18 protein-coding genes are annotated in these 21,346 nt (G+C 64.5%); 11 read left to right on the top strand and 7 right to left on the bottom strand.

Translation table 11 applies throughout. The features are described 5' to 3' along the window. Positions 1 to 295: 295 nt before the first annotated feature. The 7 genes from OC159_RS14095 to OC159_RS14065 all read right to left on the bottom strand — a co-directional run bounded on the left by OC159_RS14095 (position 296) and on the right by OC159_RS14065 (position 9,890). A complete protein-coding gene (locus OC159_RS14095; protein ID WP_265501813.1) occupies positions 296 to 2,242 on the bottom strand; it encodes a class I SAM-dependent DNA methyltransferase in 1,947 nt (648 codons plus the stop codon). A 2-nt stretch (positions 2,243 to 2,244) separates the two neighbouring features. Further along, a complete protein-coding gene (locus OC159_RS14090) occupies positions 2,245 to 3,438 on the bottom strand; it encodes a restriction endonuclease subunit S (RefSeq protein ID WP_265501812.1) in 1,194 nt (397 codons plus the stop codon). Continuing rightward, positions 3,435 to 5,849 (bottom strand): DEAD/DEAH box helicase family protein, encoded by a 2,415-nt coding sequence (locus OC159_RS14085; protein WP_265501811.1) that lies wholly within the window; start codon positions 5,847 to 5,849, stop codon positions 3,435 to 3,437. The genes OC159_RS14090 and OC159_RS14085 overlap by 4 nt, the downstream gene beginning before the upstream one ends. Before the next feature lie 96 nt (positions 5,850 to 5,945). Beyond that, positions 5,946 to 7,580 (bottom strand): DUF262 domain-containing protein, encoded by a 1,635-nt coding sequence (locus OC159_RS14080; protein WP_265501810.1) that lies wholly within the window; start codon positions 7,578 to 7,580, stop codon positions 5,946 to 5,948. 140 nt (positions 7,581 to 7,720) lie between these two features. Next, positions 7,721 to 8,116: a hypothetical protein gene (locus OC159_RS14075; RefSeq protein WP_265501809.1), complete on the bottom strand. Its 396-nt coding sequence runs from the start codon at positions 8,114 to 8,116 to the stop codon at positions 7,721 to 7,723. After that, positions 8,113 to 9,438: a recombinase family protein gene (locus tag OC159_RS14070; RefSeq protein WP_265501808.1), complete on the bottom strand. Its 1,326-nt coding sequence runs from the start codon at positions 9,436 to 9,438 to the stop codon at positions 8,113 to 8,115. Before OC159_RS14070 ends, OC159_RS14075 begins: the two co-directional genes overlap by 4 nt. Further along, positions 9,435 to 9,890 (bottom strand): DUF2924 domain-containing protein, encoded by a 456-nt coding sequence (locus OC159_RS14065; RefSeq protein WP_265501807.1) that lies wholly within the window; start codon positions 9,888 to 9,890, stop codon positions 9,435 to 9,437. Before OC159_RS14065 ends, OC159_RS14070 begins: the two co-directional genes overlap by 4 nt. A gap of 592 nt (positions 9,891 to 10,482) precedes the next feature. Between OC159_RS14065 and OC159_RS14060 the strand changes: the two genes are divergently transcribed. The 11 genes from OC159_RS14060 (at position 10,483) to OC159_RS14010 (ending at position 21,267) form a co-directional block, all read left to right on the top strand. Then, on the top strand, positions 10,483 to 12,690 hold the full coding sequence (locus OC159_RS14060) for a hypothetical protein (RefSeq protein WP_265501806.1): 2,208 nt from the start codon (positions 10,483 to 10,485) through the stop codon (positions 12,688 to 12,690). A gap of 93 nt (positions 12,691 to 12,783) precedes the next feature. Continuing rightward, complete coding sequence (locus tag OC159_RS14055; protein WP_265501805.1) at positions 12,784 to 13,029, top strand: hypothetical protein; 246 nt, start codon at positions 12,784 to 12,786, stop codon at positions 13,027 to 13,029. Between the two features lie 99 nt (positions 13,030 to 13,128). Beyond that, the gene (locus tag OC159_RS14050) at positions 13,129 to 13,851 is read left to right on the top strand and encodes an RNA polymerase sigma factor (protein ID WP_265501804.1); all 723 of its coding nucleotides are present in this window, start codon (positions 13,129 to 13,131) and stop codon (positions 13,849 to 13,851) included. 84 nt (positions 13,852 to 13,935) lie between these two features. Next, positions 13,936 to 14,130 (top strand): hypothetical protein, encoded by a 195-nt coding sequence (locus OC159_RS14045; RefSeq protein WP_018303655.1) that lies wholly within the window; start codon positions 13,936 to 13,938, stop codon positions 14,128 to 14,130. Between the two features lie 38 nt (positions 14,131 to 14,168). Then, positions 14,169 to 14,465 carry a hypothetical protein gene (locus OC159_RS14040; RefSeq protein ID WP_265501803.1) on the top strand — a complete coding sequence of 99 codons (297 nt, stop codon included), beginning with the start codon at positions 14,169 to 14,171 and terminating at the stop codon, positions 14,463 to 14,465. Continuing rightward, complete coding sequence (locus tag OC159_RS14035) at positions 14,465 to 15,340, top strand: ATP-binding protein (protein WP_265501802.1); 876 nt, start codon at positions 14,465 to 14,467, stop codon at positions 15,338 to 15,340. The genes OC159_RS14040 and OC159_RS14035 overlap by 1 nt, the downstream gene beginning before the upstream one ends. A gap of 101 nt (positions 15,341 to 15,441) precedes the next feature. Further along, entirely contained in the window at positions 15,442 to 16,065 is a 624-nt protein-coding gene (locus OC159_RS14030; protein WP_265501801.1) for a hypothetical protein, read from the top strand. A 14-nt stretch (positions 16,066 to 16,079) separates the two neighbouring features. After that, positions 16,080 to 17,768, top strand: a complete 1,689-nt coding sequence (locus tag OC159_RS14025; protein ID WP_265501800.1) for a DEAD/DEAH box helicase — start codon at positions 16,080 to 16,082, stop codon at positions 17,766 to 17,768. 3 nt (positions 17,769 to 17,771) lie between these two features. Next, entirely contained in the window at positions 17,772 to 18,182 is a 411-nt protein-coding gene (locus OC159_RS14020; protein WP_265501799.1) for a DUF6511 domain-containing protein, read from the top strand. Next, entirely contained in the window at positions 18,179 to 18,949 is a 771-nt protein-coding gene (locus tag OC159_RS14015) for a hypothetical protein (protein ID WP_265501798.1), read from the top strand. The genes OC159_RS14020 and OC159_RS14015 overlap by 4 nt, the downstream gene beginning before the upstream one ends. After that, positions 18,901 to 21,267 carry an AAA family ATPase gene (locus OC159_RS14010; protein WP_265501797.1) on the top strand — a complete coding sequence of 789 codons (2,367 nt, stop codon included), beginning with the start codon at positions 18,901 to 18,903 and terminating at the stop codon, positions 21,265 to 21,267. The genes OC159_RS14015 and OC159_RS14010 overlap by 49 nt, the downstream gene beginning before the upstream one ends. Positions 21,268 to 21,346 lie beyond the last annotated feature (79 nt).

Below are 21,346 nucleotides of genomic sequence, written 5' to 3'. Positions count from 1 at the left end.
CTCCGCCACTTGCCCCCGCGAAAGCGTTCTCCCGATCCGGCCGCGGCCGGATTTTTCCGTTGTTTTCGAGGGTTATGCGGGAGGGGCTGTTAACCGGCCCAAGCCCCGAAAGGCGCGCACGCGTTCTCTCCGGGCCAATATTCTCCGGACCTGTTAACCGCGCGTGTTCCGGTTAAGTCTCGCAAACGGCTGATAAACTTGGCGAAATTCGCCGGACTTCTCCGCTCCGGTTCGGGAACCCATGCGGAAAGAGAACGGAACACATATCGAACACGGCGCTCCGACCTGGGCGATGTCACCGCAGCGCGACTTTCGCACTCGGCACGATGGTTTCGTCCTCACCGACCAAGGCCGCAAGTCGCGCCAATGCTTCTGTCACGATGCGGCCCTGATCGTGGATGCTCTGGATGATCTCGGCTGGCGACCGATCGTCGAATTTGGCAACAGTGCTCGGATTGACCGCCTTCAAGTCGAAGACAGCAGCGTCAATGGCAGCTGCCTGAGCCTCCAGTTCTCGCGCCGCCTTCTCCTTCTCGTTGATTTCTCCAATAAGCGCAGCCACCTCGGCATCTGAAGTCTTCAGCTTCTTCAGGCGCTTGAGCTTCTCCTTGAGCTCGATCACCTCAGCCTTGGTTTCGGCTGCCTGCGCCAGGATGGGCTGCATTTCCTCGCGGGCTTTCGCGCGGCGCGCAGAAAAGTCGATGGTCCAGGAGTAACGGCTGTCGGCCTCCTCCGTGCCGCGGAGCGGCAGCAGCCGGGCATAAGATGGGAACGGCTTCCCCGCGTTCTCTTCCTGTTCAAGCCAATCGGCGGTCAGGTTGGCGGGCAGCGCGCTGTCGGCAAGTGGCTTCCCATCCTTGTCGAAACCGAAATGCGCCAGCGTGAGCGGGGTCTTCTTGCCGACCTTCACATGGCTCAGGTCGTAGTACCAGATTCGCTCGGTTTTCTGGCCTTTGGTGAAGAACAGCAAATTGGTCTTCACGCCCGCGCCAGCGGTCGAGAAGACCCCTCCCGGCAGGCTCACAATTGCCCAAAGGTCGCATTCGTCGACCAGCTTGCGCTTCGTCTCAACGAAGGAGCTTTCGTTGGTCCGGAACAGCATGCCTTCGTCGAGAACGATGGCGCAGGTGCCCTTCGGCGCCAGCTCGGCAAGGATGTCCTGGACGAACAGCACCTGCGTCGAGCTGGTCTCGAAGGCGAAGTTCTTCTGTGCGTCCTTGCCTTCCTTTCCGCCGAACGGCGGGTTGGTCAGGATGACATCGAACTGCTTCGGCGCCTTGTCGAACAGCGCGCCATAGGTTGCCCGGCGCGTGAGAGAATTGCCGTGCCAGAGATTGGGCTGATCGATCCCGTGCAGGACAAGGTTGGCCAGCGCGATCGGGATGACGAGGTTCTCCTTCTCGCGGCCGAAGAACGTGTCGTGCTTCAAGGTCTCGAGATCGGTGCTCACGGGGGACCGGCCCAGCTTCCGCGCGATGTGCTCGTATGCAATCGCCAGGAAGCCGCCCGTCCCGCAGCAGGGATCATAGACGGTCTTACCGAGTTGCGGATCGACGGTGTGCACCATCGCCCGGATCACCTCGCGCGGGGTGAAGAACTGGCCGCCATCCGAGTTCTTTTCGCCCATCTTGAGCAGCAGGTCTTCGTACACCTGCGACAGGGTGAAGAAGTGGGTGTCGTCAATGTTGTCGACGCTGATCTCGTCAACGCGATCAAGGATGTCGCGCAGGTTCGTCTCGGAGTCTACGCGCACCCGTTCGACCGCCGTCATAATCCGGCCGATGATGCGCTGCTTCGGTGACGCGGCCGGGTTGGGCAGACCTGTCCGCAGATCGGTGTCCAATCCGTGCAGCGCTGGCAGTAGCTCTTTGTTGATGAAGTCGAAGAGCTTGCCGTCACCAGCGGCGAACAGTTCCTGGCGCTTCCAGCCGAACGGCTTACCCTCCGGAGTCTTCGGATGGCCCGGCTTCTCGGAGTATGGCGCCGCCCAGTCCTGCCAGCGGTAGGGCGCGCGCAGGGCGTGCGAGAACCCGACGCCGACGGCATCGGCTTCTTCCTGGTCGCGCGTCTCCTGAGCGTCGAGAAGGCGTAGGAACAGGATCCATGTAAGTTCCGGCACATACTGAAGCGCACTGGCGCAGTTGGAGCGGCGCATCACGTCGCAGATGCCCTTGACGAAGGCGCCGAGCGACTGCGTTGAGGAGATGGCCTTGGGTTTCTTTTCTTTCTTGGGGCGTGCCATGGTCACATCTCGAAGGCTGCCGCGAGGATCTTCTGCGGCAGGCGGTTGATCTCGGAAAGGCGGGACTCCAGCGCGCGTTTCAGCGGCTTGAGCTCCTTGAGCGCGGCGGATGCGCGCTGCTGCTCCGCATAGCTCGGCAGCGCGATTTCGCCCTCGGCAAGGCGATTGAACAGCATGCGCTCTCGTACGGCGCCCCGGGCGAGCGAAAGGATACAGTGCGCGCCAAGAGGCGAACGCAGCCAGTAGTAGAACCAGCGGCTGTCCACTATGTCGGGCTTCCCGCGGAGCACCACATAGTCCGGGCTGGTGATACCGGGATCGTCGTCATCGTCGACAAAGGCGATAGAGCCGATCAGGATGCGCATCGGGTTGTAAAAGACGGTGCCGGGCGTGGCAGGCTTGTATTTCGGCGCTTGCTTGCCGGGTGGCTCCTTGGCCGGGGCGAGGCCGTCGCGGGTGGCACCGAGGACAGGATGGGACGCCCAGTCTGCGCCGACACCACGCTTAACCTCGTCCAACACATCGCCCAAACGTCGCTCATGCGCTGAATTTTTCTTAATACTTTCAAAGATGATTGCGCTGGCAAGGGCGGAGACATCTTCACTCTGCGATTTGGCCCCCGCCGCCGCCTGATGAGCTTCCGAAAGCGCCGCTTTCAGTCGTTTCACTATCGCCTTTTGGGCTTCCAGAGCGGGCAGGCAAATATGAAACGCCTCAAGGGTCGGCATATAAATCGTCTTGTGAGTAGCCCCCGACGAAAGCTCACGTAAATAGTCTCGAGACCGAATAAGGGAATACATCAAGAAATCTGGATCGAGGGTCTCGCCGCAGACCCAATTAGCGAAATCTTGGCTGGTGGCCATGGGATTTCCCATGATCGCGACAAAACCAACCGATGCCGTTCTGGATAAGCAAACAGTACCTACGGGAAGAATCCTCGCAGCAGAATTCGCAATACCAGCATGGTTTGTCTTTATTTCGGTGCCGCTGACCCACTTGCCGTCGAAAGCACGAATCTCGGTCAGAGAAAGCCAAGATACGTCACCACCCCACCACTCAGGCCGCAAGCGACTTGGAGTGTGACCGCTTTCGAGCCTGGCGACCTCATTCAAGCGTACCCACTTCCAGCCGTCAGGGGCCGATGAAAGACTCGGGTCTACAGATATCGGCAAAAATGCAGGGCTGTATTCTGTCATCTTGCTCCAAAGAGCCTTCCCTTTGCCTCGCGCACAACATCAGCAGGACTTCCAAGCCCGCGAAGCGCGGCCAGCCCTCCTGCCATCCGGATTTCCGGTACATCCCACAGCGCAGGCGTTTCCAGCGCGTCGGTGCCGCCTTGCGCGAACTGGGGGCCCAGTTCCTTCAGCACGACGGCCGCTTTCGGGTCCATGCCGTCAAACCAGCCGCGATTCAAGTCGATATACTGCTTCCCGCGCTCGGGTCGCTTCAGAGCGCGCGCGTGATAGCCGTGGTGGCCAAAGAAGTCGTAGAGGTCAAAGTCGCTCATCTTGTCGATTTCGCGGATGACCTCAGGGCTGAAGTTGTCGCCGAGCAGATGGTCGATCAGGTCACGTCGCTTGCTCGTCTCGATCCAGAGCTCGCGGAACTCGTCCAGCGTGTGCGCCTCTGCGAGCACGCGCGCCATCACCTCGCGCCGGTACTCGTCCACAGGGATCGGAGTGTCGCGGCCCTCGCGGCTGACCAGGATGAAGCGACCCTGCGGGTTGATTACGACCTGCTTTCCGCCGATTTCGGCGACGGACGGGCCGTCGCCTCCTCCCTCGTCATCGCCGCCCTCGCCACCGCTCCCCGTGCCTCCATCGCCTCGCGGCCGCGGGGGCTTGGTGATGAATTCGGTGCCGAAGAGATCGGTGACGCCGGTGTAGTCGTAGAGCCAGAATTTGTACTTGGCCGTCTCTTCGTGGATGCGCGTGCCCCGGCCGACCATCTGGTAGAACTTGATGGGCGACTGGAGATAGCGGAAGAAGACGACGGCGTTCAGGCGTTCGATGTCCACGCCGGCCTCCAGCAGATCGACCGTGCAGGCGATGAAGGCGCGTTCGCCGGACCCGCGCATCGGCTCGATCATGTCGGCGCCGTTGTTCGCCCCGCCCATGCATTTGAAAGCGTAGTGGTCCTTCGGCGTCTGACCGTTCTCACGGCACCAGCGGACGTAGAGGTTGTTCATGTGCTGCGCCACCCGGTCGGCATGGATCTCGCGCGTGCAGAAGATGATGACCTTCTGCTCCGGCCCGCCATTCGCGCAAAGGAGCTGGAACAGGTCCTCGCACATCTTCGGCGTGCGCAATTCGACGAACAGCTCGTCGTCGAAGTCCTTGCCGGTGTACTGCGCCTTGGGCAGGTCGTCCTCGGTCAGCGGCAAGCCCGTCTTGATGTCTCGGACACCCGCCTTGAGAATTTCCTCTCGCGTGAAGACCATGTTGTCGATGCTGGCCTTGCGCTTAACGATCTCGCAGGCCGCCAGATAGCCGTCCTCCTGCGCCTCGATCAGGGTGTACTCGTAGACCGGTTCGCCGAAGTACTTTCTGTTGTTGGCAGTGATCTCTTGGTCCTCGGCGCTGGCCTGCTTCGATTCTTCGAGTTTCCGCGGCGTCGCGGTCAGGCCTATGTGGATGGCGTTCGGGTTGCGGCGAAGCACCTCGGACCACCGGCCCCAGGCAGAGCGGTGGCACTCGTCGATGATGATGACGCTGAACGCGTCCTCGCCATAGTACTCGGACAGGAAGCTGGCGAACCCGTCGTCATCGTCCAGACCGAGCGTCTGGTAGGTGGCGATATGGATCCGTGCGTTTTGCGCGGCGTTGCCGCCCCGCTCCGTTTTCACGATGCGGGCGTTGTCACCGAAGGCCGCCTTGAGCTTGTTGTAGGCCTGCTCGCGAAGTTCATCCCGGTCACACAGGAAGAGCGCTGGTTTGGGGAGCTGGCCGGCCTGCGACAGCCGCCAGAGCAGGTTCGTGGCGATAATCGTCTTGCCTGCGCCTGTGGCGAGCGTCAGCAACACCCGGGGTGCCGTGCCAGCCTGGCGGTCCAGAATGATCTTCTCGAAGGCGGCGCGGATCGCTGCATCCTGATAGTAGCGGCTTTGAGCCCATGCCGGGCTGTCCGCCTGGAAAAGCATGGCTGCGTCGGGGGCGTGGAGGTCTATCCCACTGTCCTTGGCATACCGTGTCGTCAGGTCAGGGTGCGTGGGGAAATCGGGAAACTGAAAGGGCCCAGCCTGCAGGCTTGAGAAGCAGTCGTACTCCCCATAGCGGTGGCCATTGGTCGAGAAGACGTACTTGACCTCGTACCGCTCGCAATCGGCATAGGCCTTGGCTTGCTGCATGCCCTTGAGCGGATCGTCCCCCTCCTTCTTTGCCTCGAGCACAGCGATGGGCATCGACTTCGGCATGTCCGCAATCTGGACGCACAGGAGATAGTCCGTGCGCCCCGCACCTTTCCGCCTGCGCCCCTTTGGCCCTGTGGGCTCCACCGGCGGCGGCGTCAGAACGGTTTCGAGCGTAACCTGGTCCCGGCTGACGTAGCCTTTTGCCCGGAGAACTGGGTCGATGAGGTGATACCGCGTGTCGGCTTCATTCATGCTCATGGTCAGCCTCCCGCCCCGCTGGAAAATACTATCGAAGACCGGAAGCATGAATCGGGTCGGCATCCAGTGCCGAGAGTGCCCCGGAGCGACAGACCACTATGCATTGACTGACCATATCCGCTCCGCTCTATCGACCAGATCAGCCTGACGTGCGGTCAGCAGGTCTTTCGTCCAATGATCAGCCGAGAGGATCGGCTTTGTTGTATCAAAGGAAACCCGGTTGTTCCGTTCGGCGTAAATCTTCTTCTTGCGGTCGAATGGGAAGTACTGCGCCTTGTAATTCTTGATGCCAGCAAGCAGTGCAAGATTGCCAAGGCGATGCAGCCAAAGGCGGTGGTCGTCATCGGTGAAACGCTCACGCCAGTAGGCGTCCTTGAGCGCCTGGGGCAGAACATGCTCAATGGTGATCTTTCCGCCGAAGTCCTTCGTGACTGACTCGTCCTGATCGGCCTCTTCAAGCCGCAGCAGGACGGCCTGCGCAAAGGGCCGCCCATAAACCTCGCCGTCAAGCAGAGAACGGAACTCATCGTCATTGGCATTGGCGCGGAAGATCGCGCGGATGTCGTCCGCGTTTTTCCCGGTACGGATCGCGGTGATGAGCTGAAAGTATGCTGTCAAACGAGCAGTGAACGCGAGCCGCCGGATCCAGTTCTGATAGGTGATCCGTTCGAGTAGATCGATGAACTCGCCCTCGGGCATGTCCGCTACCGGCCTATTCAAGAAGGCAAGCAGCGGCGGGATCCACTCCTCGAACGCTACCCGCTTGAGCGATCTGACCGCGCGACGAGCTGCGGGCGCCTCAAACTCGTTCCTGAGAACACGCAGGTAATTGCGAGCGGAAGTATTCACCTCGTCGAGAAAAGTGAACGGCGTCGCCGCAGTCTCTATAAGGGGCTCGAACTCCTCGTGCAGCGCCTTCCGCGCTTTTGTTGCTACAATCGAGCTGCGATGATGCGCCATGAACTGATCAAGACGCTCGATACCGATCTGCTCCTCCAGTTCGAGCCATGCTTCGTCCAGATCACTGCTTCGGGCTGCGTTGCCGCCGAGCCGCGCAAACAGCATGTTCTTGATCAGGTCGGCATTTGACAGCGCCATGCCGCGGGCGTTCAGAACATTGAACAACCGGTATGCCGACTGCCAGGAAGCAGTGGTGACAAACACCACATAGACCCTGCTAAGCAGATAGTTCGCGAACAGCTTCAGCGTCTTCTGGTCATGCTGAGCCATGAAGCTGTCGATGGCTTCCAGGTTCTCGATGATGCGCTGCTTTGGAGCATCCTGCTCCTTCGCGACCTCCTTGCGCAGCGCCTCGGGGACCGCTTCCCCGGCCAGCACATGACGTCGAAAGAAGTTCTGATCGCGCTGGCGTAGGATCAGGCGTGGCGTTTCCTCCTCACCAGTCAGCGCATTGCGTGGCAATACACGCCGACCCAGTTCGGATTTCGCCGGTTCATCGACGGTATCGCGCAGGCGTGAAAAAATCAGGTTGAGGGTCGTCAGCCGCTGCTGGCCGTCCACGACATCATACAGGCGACCCTTTTCGCGCTCTATGGTGATGAGCGACCCGATGAAGTACTCCTCGTCGTTGGCCACATATGCTTCCCAGACATCGTCGAGAAGTTGTTCAACGTTGCCCTTTTCCCAGGAATATGGCCGCTGATACGCGGGTATTTCGTATCTAATCTGTTCGGTCAGAATCTGACTGATCGTGCGCTCGCCCGCTTCCATTGTCGCTCTCAACTATCGGACGGCGACTGGATTGCCGGAAGCCCGATTTTGAGCTGACATTACCGCCGTTTGCGGCGGGAGACTAAGCTGCGGCCCTAGGATGATGCAAGCCTGAAGCCAGCCGCGTACCGCAGGCATCCTCAATCTAGGGCAGTGCTCAGGACGGCGCGTTGCTCGGACCAGGCCCTTGGCAAGGGGCCGCGCAGCGCCTCCAGCTTGAGGCCTGACGGCTGACTGCCGTCAAGGATACCCTCCACCAAGTCGGGGGCCATTTGCGTGAGCCGCATGGTCCTTGTCAAGAAAGGCGCGGCGATCCGTTCGCTTCGGGCCAATTCTGCGATGGTGCCGAACTCGCCCGAATCCAGCATCTTCTTCCACCGAAACGCCCGGGCCAGCGCCTTGATCAAAGCGTGGTCGCAACGTCCGCGAGCGCGGATACCGGTGGGCACCTCCATCTCCTTCCGTCCGCCGCGCTTCACGATGCGGAACGGGACGTGGAGCGTCACGGTCTCGGGAATGGGCGTGCCGCGGGTCATGCGGCCGCTCCCATTTCTCGAGCCAGCATCTCGCATGCGAGGCCGTCGAGCCCATCCAAACGGAGCCGAACGTTGAACCCGTCCGTGCCGATGTCGACGCGCTCGACCAGCAACGCCACGATGCGCGCCTGCTCGGCGGGGAACAGTTCGTCCCACAGCCGATCGAGCTGCCGAAGGGCGGTGCGGGCGTCGGCCTCGGTGATGTCGTCGCCATGCGAGCGCGCTGACTTCCACGTCCCGGCGACGATCTCCGGCTGGCAGAACACGGTGCGCAGCTGGTCAATGACGGCGGCCTCGATCTCCCCCGCTGGCACGCGGCCGACTGAGCAGGATCCAGCGCCATGCTTCAGCACCGTCTGGCTGACATAGTAGCGGTAGAGCCTGTCGCCCTTACGGGTATGCGTCGGCGAGAAGGCCGCCCCATTCGGGCCGAAGAGCAGCCCCTTCAGCAGCGCGGGCGTCTCGGCGCGGGTGCGGGAGGCCCGCTTGCGCGGGCTTTCCTGCAGAATGACGTGTACCTTGTCCCAAATGTCACCGTTGATGATGGCGTCGTGTTCGCCGGGATAGCTGTCGCCTTTGTGCACCGCCTCACCGACGTAGGCGCGGTTGCTCAGCATCCGGTAGATGTACTTCTTGTCGATTCGGTTGCCGCGCGGCGTGCGGATGCCGCGCGTGCCGACCTCCCGTGCCAGTTCCGTGCACGAGCCGATCTCGAGGAAGCGGGCGAAGATCCAGCGCACATGCGCGGCGCTGTCCTCATCGACCACCAGCTTCCGGTTCTCGACCCGATAGCCATAGGGCGGCACTCCGCCCATCCACATGCCCTTCTTGCGGCTGGCAGCCACCTTGTCGCGGATCCGTTCGGCCGTCACCTCACGCTCGAACTGGGCGAAGCTGAGCAGGATGTTCAGCGTCAACCGACCCATGGACGTGGTCGTGTTAAACGACTGCGTCACCGAGACGAAGGTCACGCCGTTGCGGTCGAACACCTCGACCAGCTTGGCGAAGTCGGCAAGCGAGCGGCTGAGGCGGTCGATCTTGTAGACCACCACCACATCGACCAGCCCGTCCTCGATATCCTCCAGCAGCCGCTTCAGGCCCGGCCGCTCCAGCGTGCCGCCAGAGATGCCGCCGTCGTCATACTGATCGCGGACCAGCACCCAGCCCTCGGATCGCTGGCTGGCGATGTAAGCCTCGCAGGCCTCGCGTTGGGCATGGAGGCTGTTGAACTCCTGCTCCAGCCCTTCCTCAGAGGATTTCCGGGTGTAGACCGCGCAGCGCAGCTTGCGGACGACCTTCGATTTTTCGGGCGGCTTCGTCATCTCCGCCCCCTGTGGTTCTTGAGGCCGAAGAACACCCAGCCGTTCCAGCGCGTGCCGGTGATGGCCCGCGCGATGGCGGACAGCGACTTGTATGGGCGCCCCTGCCATTCGAAGCCGTCGGCGGTGACGGTGACGACGTGTTCGACGCCCTGCCACTCGCGCAGCAGCCGCGTTCCGGTGATCGGGCGGTCACGATCGGCGCGGATGCCGCGCTTCGTTCTGTCGCCGCCGTCCAGTTCCTCGCCGAGCCGTTCCAGCCGCCGGATGGTCTCGGGCTTCAGCCCGCCATAGGCGAGTTCCTGGATGCGATAGGCGATGCGGCTTTCGAGATAGCGGCGGTTGAACGGCGGCGGCTCGCTGTCGAACAGGTCGCGCCACTGTTGCTTCAGGTCAGGCGTCGGCGTGGTCTTGAGCGCGGCCAGGCGCGCGGGGATGGGATCGGGCTTGTTCATGCATTTCTCCGGTGAGTTGGAATTGCATGACGGCATTGGTCGGGCGGATAGTGTAGGCAACGTTCTCCAGCGTCGTCAGATACTTCGCCCATCTCCCGCATCCGCAACCGAACCAGCCCGAGCGCCAGCAGGCGGCACAGCTCGGCGCGACGTTCTGCGGGCGTCATCTGGTCGGGCGGCAGCGGATTCGGGCGCTTCATCATTCGGTAGCCATGGTCGGTTGGTCGTTACCGATCAAAAGCCACCCCACCATCCGTGATGGGACATCTCACCCGACAGGATTCAGGGCTGCGAACAGGTAGAGAACGTCAGGACTTGCCGATCACCGATTTGTCCGCGACAATCGCGAGTTGAATCAGTCGAGAGCAGTAGTTCATTGAGGTAAGTCCATGGTGCGCAAAGCAACTCCGATCAGTCCCCATGTCCTGGAGCGGATCGAGGATGCACGCACGGATCTTGGCTCACCGGATGTTGTTGTCCGGCAAAAAGGCGCTGTTGCCCTCGGTCTCCAGAGACGACAGCGCAGTATCAAGCTCCGAGCACGGCGCCACGCTCGCCATCAATAGCGCAGTCAGAATCCTCGGAGACTTCGATGGTACGCGTCCCTGCCAAAACCTGCCCCAATCTTTCTCGGCTATTCGACGATGCAGAGCCGGAACTATTGTCCGGATTTCTTAACAGCAAGGCTTTCGAGAGGTTGAGCTGGCTCGCCACCTACCAGTTCGACCCCGACAATCCGGACGGTCCGACAGTTGCCAGAAATATGCTGCCGCAGGAAAAGAAGGACCGGCTGGGCCCGCTAGAAGCTGAAGCAGCCCGGATCGTCACAATCGCGAGCGACCGCGGCGAGTACGTCCTTGAAGGTCTCGCCACTACCACGCTCGAACCCGACCGCGCCAAGGTACTTCTGAACCAGCGGGACAAGCTCGCGCGAAGCCTGTGGGCTTTCGCCAACGAGCATGGCTTGTTCGAAGCGGCGGAGAACAGCCTGCACCTGCGTCTCTACCGGCGCTATGACAAGCATTACCAGACCTTCATGGCCGAGCCTTCGGTCGACGGGGGCCCGGACGCCGGCAGCGCATTGCTCGAAGAGCTTCTGGTTGATCTCAACAAGCGTCTCGATCGCGGCGACGGCTACAGCATCGACAAGTTCGACATCCCCGAGGACGGCGATGAACCGGCGGCGGAGATGTACCTGCTGTTCCATCCCGATCCCCCCACGAGCGTTCGGGAGATCGATGACGATGGCAATCGGTCGAGCATCTACTTTCGGCCGCCCGGAGAAGCGATGATCGTCTACACGCCGTCGACCGGGCGGGTGCATGTCCGCGCCGGCAACCGAAAGCTGAGGCACACAGTCGCCGAACGATTCATCGAGACCGCTCTCGATCAGACCTACTCCAACCAGCCCGTCGACTTTCAGGCATACGACATTTCGCAGTTCCTGCAGGGGCTCGATCTTGAACCGCCGGAACTTGACGACGTGGTGATCGACCGCGCGCAGGTGATCCGCGCTGACATCAGCATCGGCAATCTCGCCAACCGCCTCTCGCTTTCCACCACGATCGACCAGGACATCTCAGAAATCATCGACAGCCATCCGGGCCTTCCGAGGATCTTCGAGCGGGCTCTCGCAATCCGCTTCGTCGAGATTGCGGTCCGGTATTTCCGCGCGGGACGGGATGAGGCGCAAACCCTCAACTTCACGCTCACCGACCGCAACACGAGCAGCCTTCTCAGCATCGACGACCCTTTCGAGCGCGTTCTGGGGCATCGCTTGCTCAGACACTGGAACATCCTCCGTGATGGCCGTGCACCGGGCGATGAGGAGAGCATGGCTGTCATGCCCGCCTTGCTGGCCATATGGGATATCGGAGCTGACAGGGTCACCGGCGCATGGCTCCAATCTCGCGGCGTCGATCCTGGCCTCCTGAACGATCTGGGCTTTCTCGTGCCCGCCGGCTGGGAAGGCGACGATCTGATCGACGATGAAGACGAGGTCGGTCCGGTCGCGGGCGAAGTGGTCGTTCGGGTCGACAACGGAGATGCGGAGGATGTCGACCGCAAGGTGGCCGATCTCAAGGTCGCCGAGGGACAGGTGACGCCTGCGGGCAACCCGGATCGCTACAGGATATATCGGGTGCGCGACGGCTGGGTCGCGCAACACCTGAAGGCACGTCTTGAAAAAGTGCTCGATGCACCTGCCATCGAGAAGCTGACCGATCATCTCCTCTACCTTGGAACGCTCCACGTCGATGGCGGGGACGTTCCGCTCTACCTCGCGCGCGGTCTTGACCGGGAGAAGGTGCGGTCGGCCGTCGATACGGAGCTTCGGGCGCGCCATAACCTCGGTCTCGGGCTCGTCCTTCAGGCCGGCGACGCTCCCGGACCGTGTCTAGCGGCCAACGTCCTAACGCCGCTTGTCGATCAGATCGACACACAGCAAGCCGAAATCGCGCTGGTCGCAGACAAGCTCCGGTCCGTGTTCCGGCGCCATCGAATACTGGCCCGCGGCGGCCAGACCGTCGGACTGACGCGGTCCGGAGAAAACTTCGCCACCCTCTTCGTTCCAGGAGCGGGCACCATCGACATCAAGGGCGAGAACCGCATCGCGATCATCCAGCGGCTGGTCGATGCCCACAACAACGGCCCGATGCCAATGGCGACGAGAGATCTTGTCAAGGGCATCGCTGAAGACCAGTCCCTGGCGAACATCTTCAAGCAGCCTTTGTGGGACAAGCTGAAGGCCAACTTTCTGAGAAGTCTCGGCGCCAAAGGGCCTTGGGAGATCGCTATCTAACAGCTGGCTCCGATCCGGCTCCGATTGGGGGGTCTGACGGGCTCCGATTCCTCAGGCCAATGGGAGTGCTCCATCGATCAGAGGAGCACTTCCATGCCGACTCCCTTCCCCCCGCGCCAGGCAGCCCCGACGAGCTGGTCCGGCGCCGCGACGACCAAGCCCACCAACCACAACTCGGAATGGCGCTGCACGCGCTGTGACAAGCTGCTCGGCGTCTGCCGGGACGGCCGCATGCACCTGCGCTTCGCGCGGGGGCACGAGTATCTCGTGGGCTTCCCGGTTCAGGCCACCTGCCGCGGCTGCGGCACGCTGAACCACGCGACCGCGCCCGCGCGCTGACGCGCGCATTCACCCAATCCCCTGAAATCGCAGAGACGCGCGACGTCCTGACCTGGCCACGAGAAGGCGCCGGACGCCTGGCCGCAAGGCAGGCGTCCGATGTCCTTCGCGTGGCACGAGATCCGTGATCACCTCATGCATTCATCCTCCAACCTTCACTTCCAGCGCAGTTTCGACGCCGTCCGGCGTGCGCAGGCCGCCCTCGCACCGTTCCGGGATCCGGCGGCCCTGCTGGACGGGCTGCACCGCACGCGCGGCGATCAGGGCCAGAAGAACCTGATCCTTGCCGCTCTCGTCAGGGCGGCGCAGGGCGACGGCCCCGCGTCCGACTGCGCCCTGACGTTGCTGCTGCTGGCACTCTGGCCCGGCCTCGACGCCATCCGGCGCCGGTCGATCTGGCGCAGGATCGGCACCGCCGACGAGGTCGCGTCCGATGTTCTGGCGCGCACCACCGAGGCTGTCCGCAGCCTCGACCTCGGGCGCGTCAACTGGATCGCGGCCACGGTGCTGCGCAACGTCGAGCGCGACATGGTCCGCACGCGCAAGCGCGACCAGGCGCGCGAACATCTCGCCAGCGGCGCCGACCCTGAAGAGGTGGCGGACAGCGGCGACAGCGGCATCGGCGCGGACGGGTACGCACGGCTGAACGGCGCCGTGCGGAAGCTGCTCGGCGATGACGCCCTGCTGGTGATCCGCGTAGCGATCGAAGGCTTCTCGCAGGCGGAAGTCGCGGTCGAGTTCGGCCTGACCGAGGCTGCCGCCCGCAAGCGGTACCAGCGCGCCATGCGCCGGCTGCACGACGCCCTCGAGGAAGTCCCCTGAACGGATGTCCCGATCCGGTCCCGCCGGTGGCTTTTCCCATTCGAGCGCCCCGAGCGCCTTCCCTCCAACCGAAAGCAGACACGCATGAACCGCACTGCCGATCTGTCGCTCGAGGATTTCAGGCGTCTTCCGGGGCTCTATCGCCGCTGGGAGCTGACCGAGGTCTGCGAGCCCAACCGCAACTATCAGATCGAGGACGCCGGCGCCCATGCCGACGGGACGCCGCTGCTGGCGATCTACGTCGCCGAGCCCGCGCCCGACGTCCGCGAGGCCGCGTGATGCGCCTCCTCGATCACCTCATCTCACGGAGAACCGCCATGCCGGACCAGCCGGACGACATCACCCGTCTTCGCAAGGCGAGCTACGCCCTCGAAGACCTCCCCGAAACCATCGCATTTCCGCAGCGCGCCGGAGACGAGCCGCGCGAGCCGTTGCCCATCGTCGAGGCGACCGTCGACGAGATCGCCTTCGCGATCGTGGAAGCGGAACGCGAGAGCACGGCCGCCTACCGCCGCGCCGATGCGCTGAAGCGGCTTTACAAGCTCGCCCGTGAGGCCGGGTGCATCGGTGCAGATCGCGCCGCTACGGCGGTGATGAAGAAGGAGGGCCAGTGATGGCCCTTCCCATCATCGGCGCCGACGAGCGGCTCGCGCAGCGCAAGGGCATCAAGGGCGTTATCTTTGGCCGGTCCGGCATCGGCAAGACCAGCCTGCTCTGGACGCTGAACGCCTCCACAACGCTCTTCCTCGACCTCGAGGCTGGGGATCTGGCGGTCGAGGGGCTGGAGATCGACACGCTCCGGCCCCGCACCTGGAAGGAATGCCGCGACTTCGCGGTGTTCATCGGTGGGCCGAACCCGGCGCTGCGCGAGGACCAGCCCTACAGCCAGGCGCATTTCGACGAGGTCTGCGGGCGTTACGGCGATCCCGCGGTGATCGGGAAGTACGAGACCGTCTTCATCGACTCGATCACCGTGGCCGGGCGGCTCTGCTTCCAGTGGTGCCGCGGCCAGCCCGAGGCGCTCTCCGAGAAGACCGGCAAACCCGACATCCGTGGCGCCTACGGGCTGCACGGCCGCGAGATGATCGGGTGGTTGACGCACCTGCAGCACACGCGCGGAAAGCATGTCTGGTTCGTGGGCATCCTCGACGAGCGGGCCGACGACTTCAACCGCAAGGTCTTCCAGCCGCAGATCGACGGCTCGAAGACCGGGCTCGAGCTGCCGGGGATCGTCGATCAGGTCATCACCATGGCCGACATCCCGGACCAGGGCGGCCAGCCGCAGCGCGCCTTCGTCTGCCATACGCTGAACCCCTGGGGCTATCCGGCCAAGGACCGTTCCGGCCGCCTCGACAAGGTCGAGGCCCCGCATCTCGGCCGCCTGATGGAGAAGATCCAGCGCCCCGCGGCGCCTGCCTCCGAACGCCTGACCTGGCCGCCGGTGACCCCGGCCGATCCCGCGCCCGCGCAGGAGCCCGGCCATGGCTGAGCGCCTCTCGCCACGCCCGGTGTCCCGATCTGGTTGCCGGGGTGGCTTTCCCCTTCTGACGCCTCTGCGCGTCCCATCCTCCAACTGAAAGGAGCCGCGCAATGTCCGGACCCTGGAACGACTTCAACTCCGCGCAATCCAACACCAACGTGATCCCGAAGGGCACCCTCGCCAAGGTGCGCCTGACGCTCCGCCCCGGTGGCTTCGACGACCCCTCGCAGGGCTGGACCGGCGGCTGGGCGCGCCGCGCCGCCACCGGCGCCGTCTACCTCGACGCCGAATACACCGTGGTCGAGGGGCCCTATGCCCGGCGCAAGGTCTGGTCGCTGATCGGCCTCTACAGCCCGAAGGGCCCTGACTGGGCCAACATGGGGCGCGGCCTGATCCGCGGCATCCTCAACTCGGCGCGCGGCGTGTCGGACAAGGACAACTCGCCCGAGGCGCAGGCCCGCCGCCGCATCAACGGGTTCGGCGATCTCGATGGGGTCGAATTCGTCGCCCGCATCGACATCGGCCAGGACACCAACGGCGAGGACAAGAACGAGATCCGCGCCGCGGTCACCCCCGATCATCGCGACTACGCCGCGCTGATGGGCACGGTCGCGCCGCAGTTCGCCGCCGCCCCGGCGCAGGGCCACGCCGCGCAGCAGCCCACCACGGCCACCCAGCCCAGTCAGCCCGCGTCCGCCTCCGGCGCCGCCGGTCGGCCGAGCTGGGCGCAGTAAGGGGGATCTCGGCCATGCGCCTGCGCCCCCGCCAGAAAACCTTCGTCGAGCGCAGCGTGGCTGCGCTCGCCTCCCGCGGCAACACGCTGGGTGTGGCGCCCACCGGCGCGGGCAAGACCATCATGCTCTCGGCGGTCACCGGCGAGATGATCGGCGACGGCGCGAAGGCCTGCGTGCTCGCCCATCGCGACGAGCTGACAGCCCAAAACCGCGCCAAGTTCCAGCGCGTGGTGCCGGGCGTCGCCACATCGGTCATCGACGCGACCGAGAAGTCCTGGAGCGGCCAAGTCGCCTTCGCCATGGTGCCGACGCTGGCGCGGGCCTCGAACATAGCCGACATGCCGCGCCTCGATCTGCTGGTCGTCGACGAGGCGCACCATGCCGTCGCCGACAGTTATCGCCGCATCATCGACCGGGTGCGCGAGGCCAATCCCGACGCCCGCATCTTCGGGGTCACCGCCACGCCGAACCGGGGCGACAAGAAGGGCCTGCGCGAGGTCTTCGACAATGTCGCCGACCAGGTGCGGCTGGGCGAGCTGATCGCCTCGGGCCACCTCGTGCCGCCGCGCACCTTCGTCATCGACGTGGGCGTGCAGGAAGAACTGCGCTCGGTCCGCAAGACGATGTCGGATTTCGACATGGCGGAAGTGGCGGGCATCATGGACCGCGCCCCCGTCACCGACGAGGTGATCCGCCACTGGAAGGAGAAGGCGGGCGATCGGCAGACCGTGGTGTTCTGCTCCACCGTCGCGCACGCCGAGCATGTCACCGACGCGTTCAGGGCTGCTGGCGTTTCCGCCGCGCTGATCCACGGCGATCTGGCGGCAGAAACCCGCAAGGCGATCCTCGCCGACTACGCGGCGGGCGACATCCGCGTCGTGGTCAACGTGGCGGTGCTGACCGAAGGCTGGGACCATCCGCCCACCTCCTGCGTCGTGCTGCTGCGCCCCAGCTCCTACAAGTCCACCATGATCCAGATGGTCGGGCGCGGGCTGCGCACCGTCGATCCCGAGGAACATCCCGGCATCGTCAAGACCGACTGCGTCGTGCTGGATTTCGGGACGTCGAGCCTGATCCACGGCACGCTGGAACAGGATGTCGATCTCGACGGCAAGACTGAGACCGGCGAGGCGCCCACCAAGACCTGTCCGGCCTGCGAGGCGGAGATCCCGCTGGCCGCCACCGAATGCCCGCTCTGCGGTGAGGCGTTCCCCCGCGAGGATCTGGATGCAGGCGAAGGCGGGGACGCCGCGCCGCTCTCGGGCTTCATGATGACCGAGATCGACCTGCTGAAGCGGTCCAGCTTCGCGTGGGTCGACCTCTACGGCACGGACGACGCGCTGATGGCAACGGGCTTCGCCGCCTGGGGCGGCATCTTCTGGCTGGACGGGGTCTGGTACGCCATCGGCGGGGCCAAAGGCGAACGCCCGCATCTGCTGGGTGTGGGCGAGCGCACGGTCTGTCTCGCGCAAGCCGACGACTGGCTGAACACCCATGAGACCGACGAGAGCGCCTTCAAGACCCGCTCTTGGCTGCGCCAGCCGCCGACTGAAAAGCAGCTGCAGTACCTGCCGCCCGAGTGCCGCCATGACTTCGGCCTGACGCGCTACCGGGCCTCGGCGCTCATGACCTTCGGCTTCAACAAGCGCGCCATCCGCCAGTTGATCGACACGGCCGCCCGGCCCGAACGGAGGGCGGCATGACCCATGTCCACATCCACCCCCATCACGGCCGAGGACCAGCGGCGGCTCTGGCATCCGCGTGGGACGCTCTGTGCTGTCTGCCGGCAACCCACCCGTGGTTTTGGCTGGTTCGATCCGCACCGGTCGAAGCAGCCCCGGCCCTCGGTCTGGTTCTGCTCGATGCCCTGCCAGTCCTTCTGGACGCGCTTGGCGCGGGAGCGTTTCGCCATGGTTGACCTGACCGAGGAAGAGCGCGCCGCGATCACCGCCACCATGAAGCGCGTGGCGCTGCTGATGGACGAGATCGGCTGGGCCACCCCGCTTGCGGATCTGACCGAGGCGCAGGTGCGCGCGCTTATCGAGGAAGCCGTCGAGGGCTTCCGCGAGGCCACGTCCGACATCGCCCGGGCGCAGACGCCGGAGGTGCCGTTTTGACCCTCGATTACAATCACCGGCCGAGTTTCGCAGAGCGGGTCAACGCCGCGGTCGATCGGGCGCTGACCGCCGATCAGGCGATGCGGCCGCCCCGCGACTATCTGGGCGGCTCGCGCCTCGGCCATGCCTGCGAGCGGGCGCTGCAGTTCGAGTTCACGGCGACGCCGAAGGACGAGGGCCAGGACTTCAGCGGCCAGTCGCTGCGCATCTTCGCCATCGGTCACGCGCTCGAGGATCTGGCCGTCGCCTGGCTGCGCGGCGCGGGTTTCGAGCTCTACACCCGCAAGGGCAACCGGCCAGATGGCGGCCAGTTCGGCTTCTCAGTCGCGGGCGGACGCATCCGCGGTCATGTCGACGGCATCGTCGCGGCCGGGCCCGAAGGCTTCGGTCTGGCCGTTCCCGCACTGTGGGAATGCAAGACGATGAACGCCAAGAACTGGCGCGCCTGCGTCAAGGACGGTGTGACCAAATCGAAGCCGGTCTATGCCGCCCAGATCGCGGTCTATCAGGCCTACATGGAAACCAGCGTGCCCGGCATCAGCGCCGCGCCCGCGCTCTTCACTGCGATCAACAAGGACACGGCCGAGATGCACCATGAACTGGTGCCTTTCGACGCCGATCTCGCGCAGCGCATGTCCGACCGGGGCGTGCGGATCCTGCAGGCGACCGATGCGGGCGAGCTTCTGCCACGCGTCGCGACCACGTCCGACTTCTTCGAATGCCGCTTCTGCCCGTGGTCCGAGCGCTGCTGGGGGCTGCCCGCATGAGCGACGACGGCATCCTGCATTTCAACCCGTGGATGGACTTCAACGACGGCCCGCCGTCCGAGAACCCGTTCGGTTGCGACCCCGACCCCGAGCAGATCGCCGTCTTTCTCGACACCGTGTTCAGCTGGTGCGAGGGGCTGATCCCGCTCCGCGGCTTCGTCGACAAGGGTCAGGGCCGGGACGGCAAGCCGCACAACATCTGGATCCCGGCCGACGACACTGCGCCCGAGAAACTCGCAACTTTCGCCGGATGGGCGAACCGCGAAGCCGCCGCCGTCTATGTCATTCCCGGCACGGTCGAGGAACAGGGCCAGGCCCGCGCCGCCGATGTGCTGCAGATGCAGGCCATCGTCGTCGATCTCGACGCAGGCGACATCCCGGCCAAGCTGGACCATGTCACCCGCCACCTCGGCCCGCCCTCGCTGATCATCGAGAGCGGTGGGCGGACGCCCGAGGGTGCGGCCAAGCTCCATGTCTGGTGGAAACTGACCGAACCCGTCGAAGGTGAGGACCTGGCCACCCTCTGCCGCCTGCGCGGCGAGATCGCCGTGAAGGTCGGCGGCGACACGCATTTCCGCTCGGCGCACCAGCCGATCCGGGTGCCAGGCACCGTCTATCACAAGCACGGCCATCAACGCCTCGTGCAGATCCGCGAACATCGCGACGTTGAGGTGGATCTTGCGGATTTCGCCGAACGGGTCGCCGAGATGCCGCCGCTGCCCGGCGTGGGCTTCGCCAGCGACGTTTCGGCCCCGCAGGCCAAGCCCGGCATCGACGCGGTGCTCACCACGCCGGTGCGCGAAGGCGCGGTCGACGACTGGTCCCGGTTCCAGGGGGCCAGCGCCGCCATCGGCCATTACGTGCGCCTGGTGCACGAGGGCCGCCTCGACCCGTTCGCGGGCTGGGAGGCGATCTGCGGCTACAACGCCGCCATGCTGCGCCCGTCCTGGCCGCTCGATCGGCTGATGGCCGAGTCCGAACGCCTCTGGGAGCTGCATGTGAAGCGCAACGGCCCGCCGCTCCTGCGCGCGGCCCATGTCGATGCCCCGGCCAGCCCGCTGCCTACCTTCAGCCTCGGCGCTCTGCTCGACGACACGAGCCCCATGCCCGAGGACGTCATCGGGCCGCGCGTGCTGACGCCAGGCGGTCTCCTGGTGCTGGGCGGGGCGCCCAAGGTCGGCAAGAGCGACTTCCTGATCTCATGGCTCGTGCACATGGCCGCTGGCGTGCCGTTCCTCGGCTTCACGCCGCCCCGGCCGCTGCGCGTGTTCTATCTGCAGGCCGAGATCCAGTATCACTATCTGCGCGAGCGCATGCAGCAGATCGCGCTGCCTGCCGCCGTGATCGCCGCCGCGCGCGACACCTTCATCGCCACGCCGAAGCTGAAGCTGCTGCTCGACGCGGAAGGCGTCGCCCGCGCGGCCGAGGCGATCCGGGCCGCATTCCCCGACGCGCCACCCGACATCATCGTCATCGACCCGATCCGCAACCTCTTCGATGGCGGCCCTGAGGGCGGCGGCGAGAACGACAACACCGCCATGATGTTCTTCCTGAAAGACCGGGTGGAGCTTTTGCGCGAGGCGGTCAATCCGGACGCGGGCGTCATCCTCGCCCACCACACCCGCAAGGCCACCAAGCATCAGGTCAAGGACGATCCCTTCCTCGCCCTGTCCGGCGCCAGCGCGCTGCGGGGTTTCTACACCTCCGGGCTGCTCATGCACCGGCCCGACGAGGACAGCAGCGTCCGCAGGCTGGAGATCGAATTGCGGAACGGCCCCGCGCTGCCGGGCAAGCTGATCGACAAGGTGAAGGGCGAATGGGTCGAGCTGAACCCGCTGAACGAGCGCCTGGTGCGCAAGGAGGTCGGCGCCAAACTCGATGCCGAGCGGCTGCGCAAGCACGATGTGATCCTCGGCATGCTGCTGGATGAGGCGGCGAGCGAGCGCCTCTACACCGCCATGCAGTTCGCCGAGACCTTCGAGAACCGGGGCGGTCTGGGCAGCAAGCACACCATCCGCGAGCGCCTCAGCGTGCTGGCGACCAAGGGCTTCGTGAAGTTCCTGCGCGACCCCTCGGGGTTCGGCTTCCCCGTCACCCGGTCGCGGTTCGGCTATCTCTGCGTGGAAGGCATGCAGTTCGGCGCGCCCGTCGAGCATGTCGATCCAGAAACCGGCGAGGTCACTACAACCGCCCGTCCGGTCCTGCCCAGCCACTTCAAGTGCCCCCAATCCGGGCTCTGCCTGCAGGTCGAGAACCCCGCCGTCTGGGTCTACCCGGAGGGGCTCGAGGACGACCTAACTCATATGAGTGAGGCCTGACTCATATGACAGCGCCAACTGTGCACTCAACGAAATCAACGGGTTACGGGCAAATAAGAGTTAGGTCCCTGACTCATGT

It is taken from the genome of Paracoccus beibuensis, from assembly GCF_026162625.1.
GTDB lineage: Bacteria > Pseudomonadota > Alphaproteobacteria > Rhodobacterales > Rhodobacteraceae > Paracoccus > Paracoccus beibuensis.
Note: the sequence above shows the minus strand (reverse complement) of the source record. Positions and strands in the feature narration are given on the sequence as shown.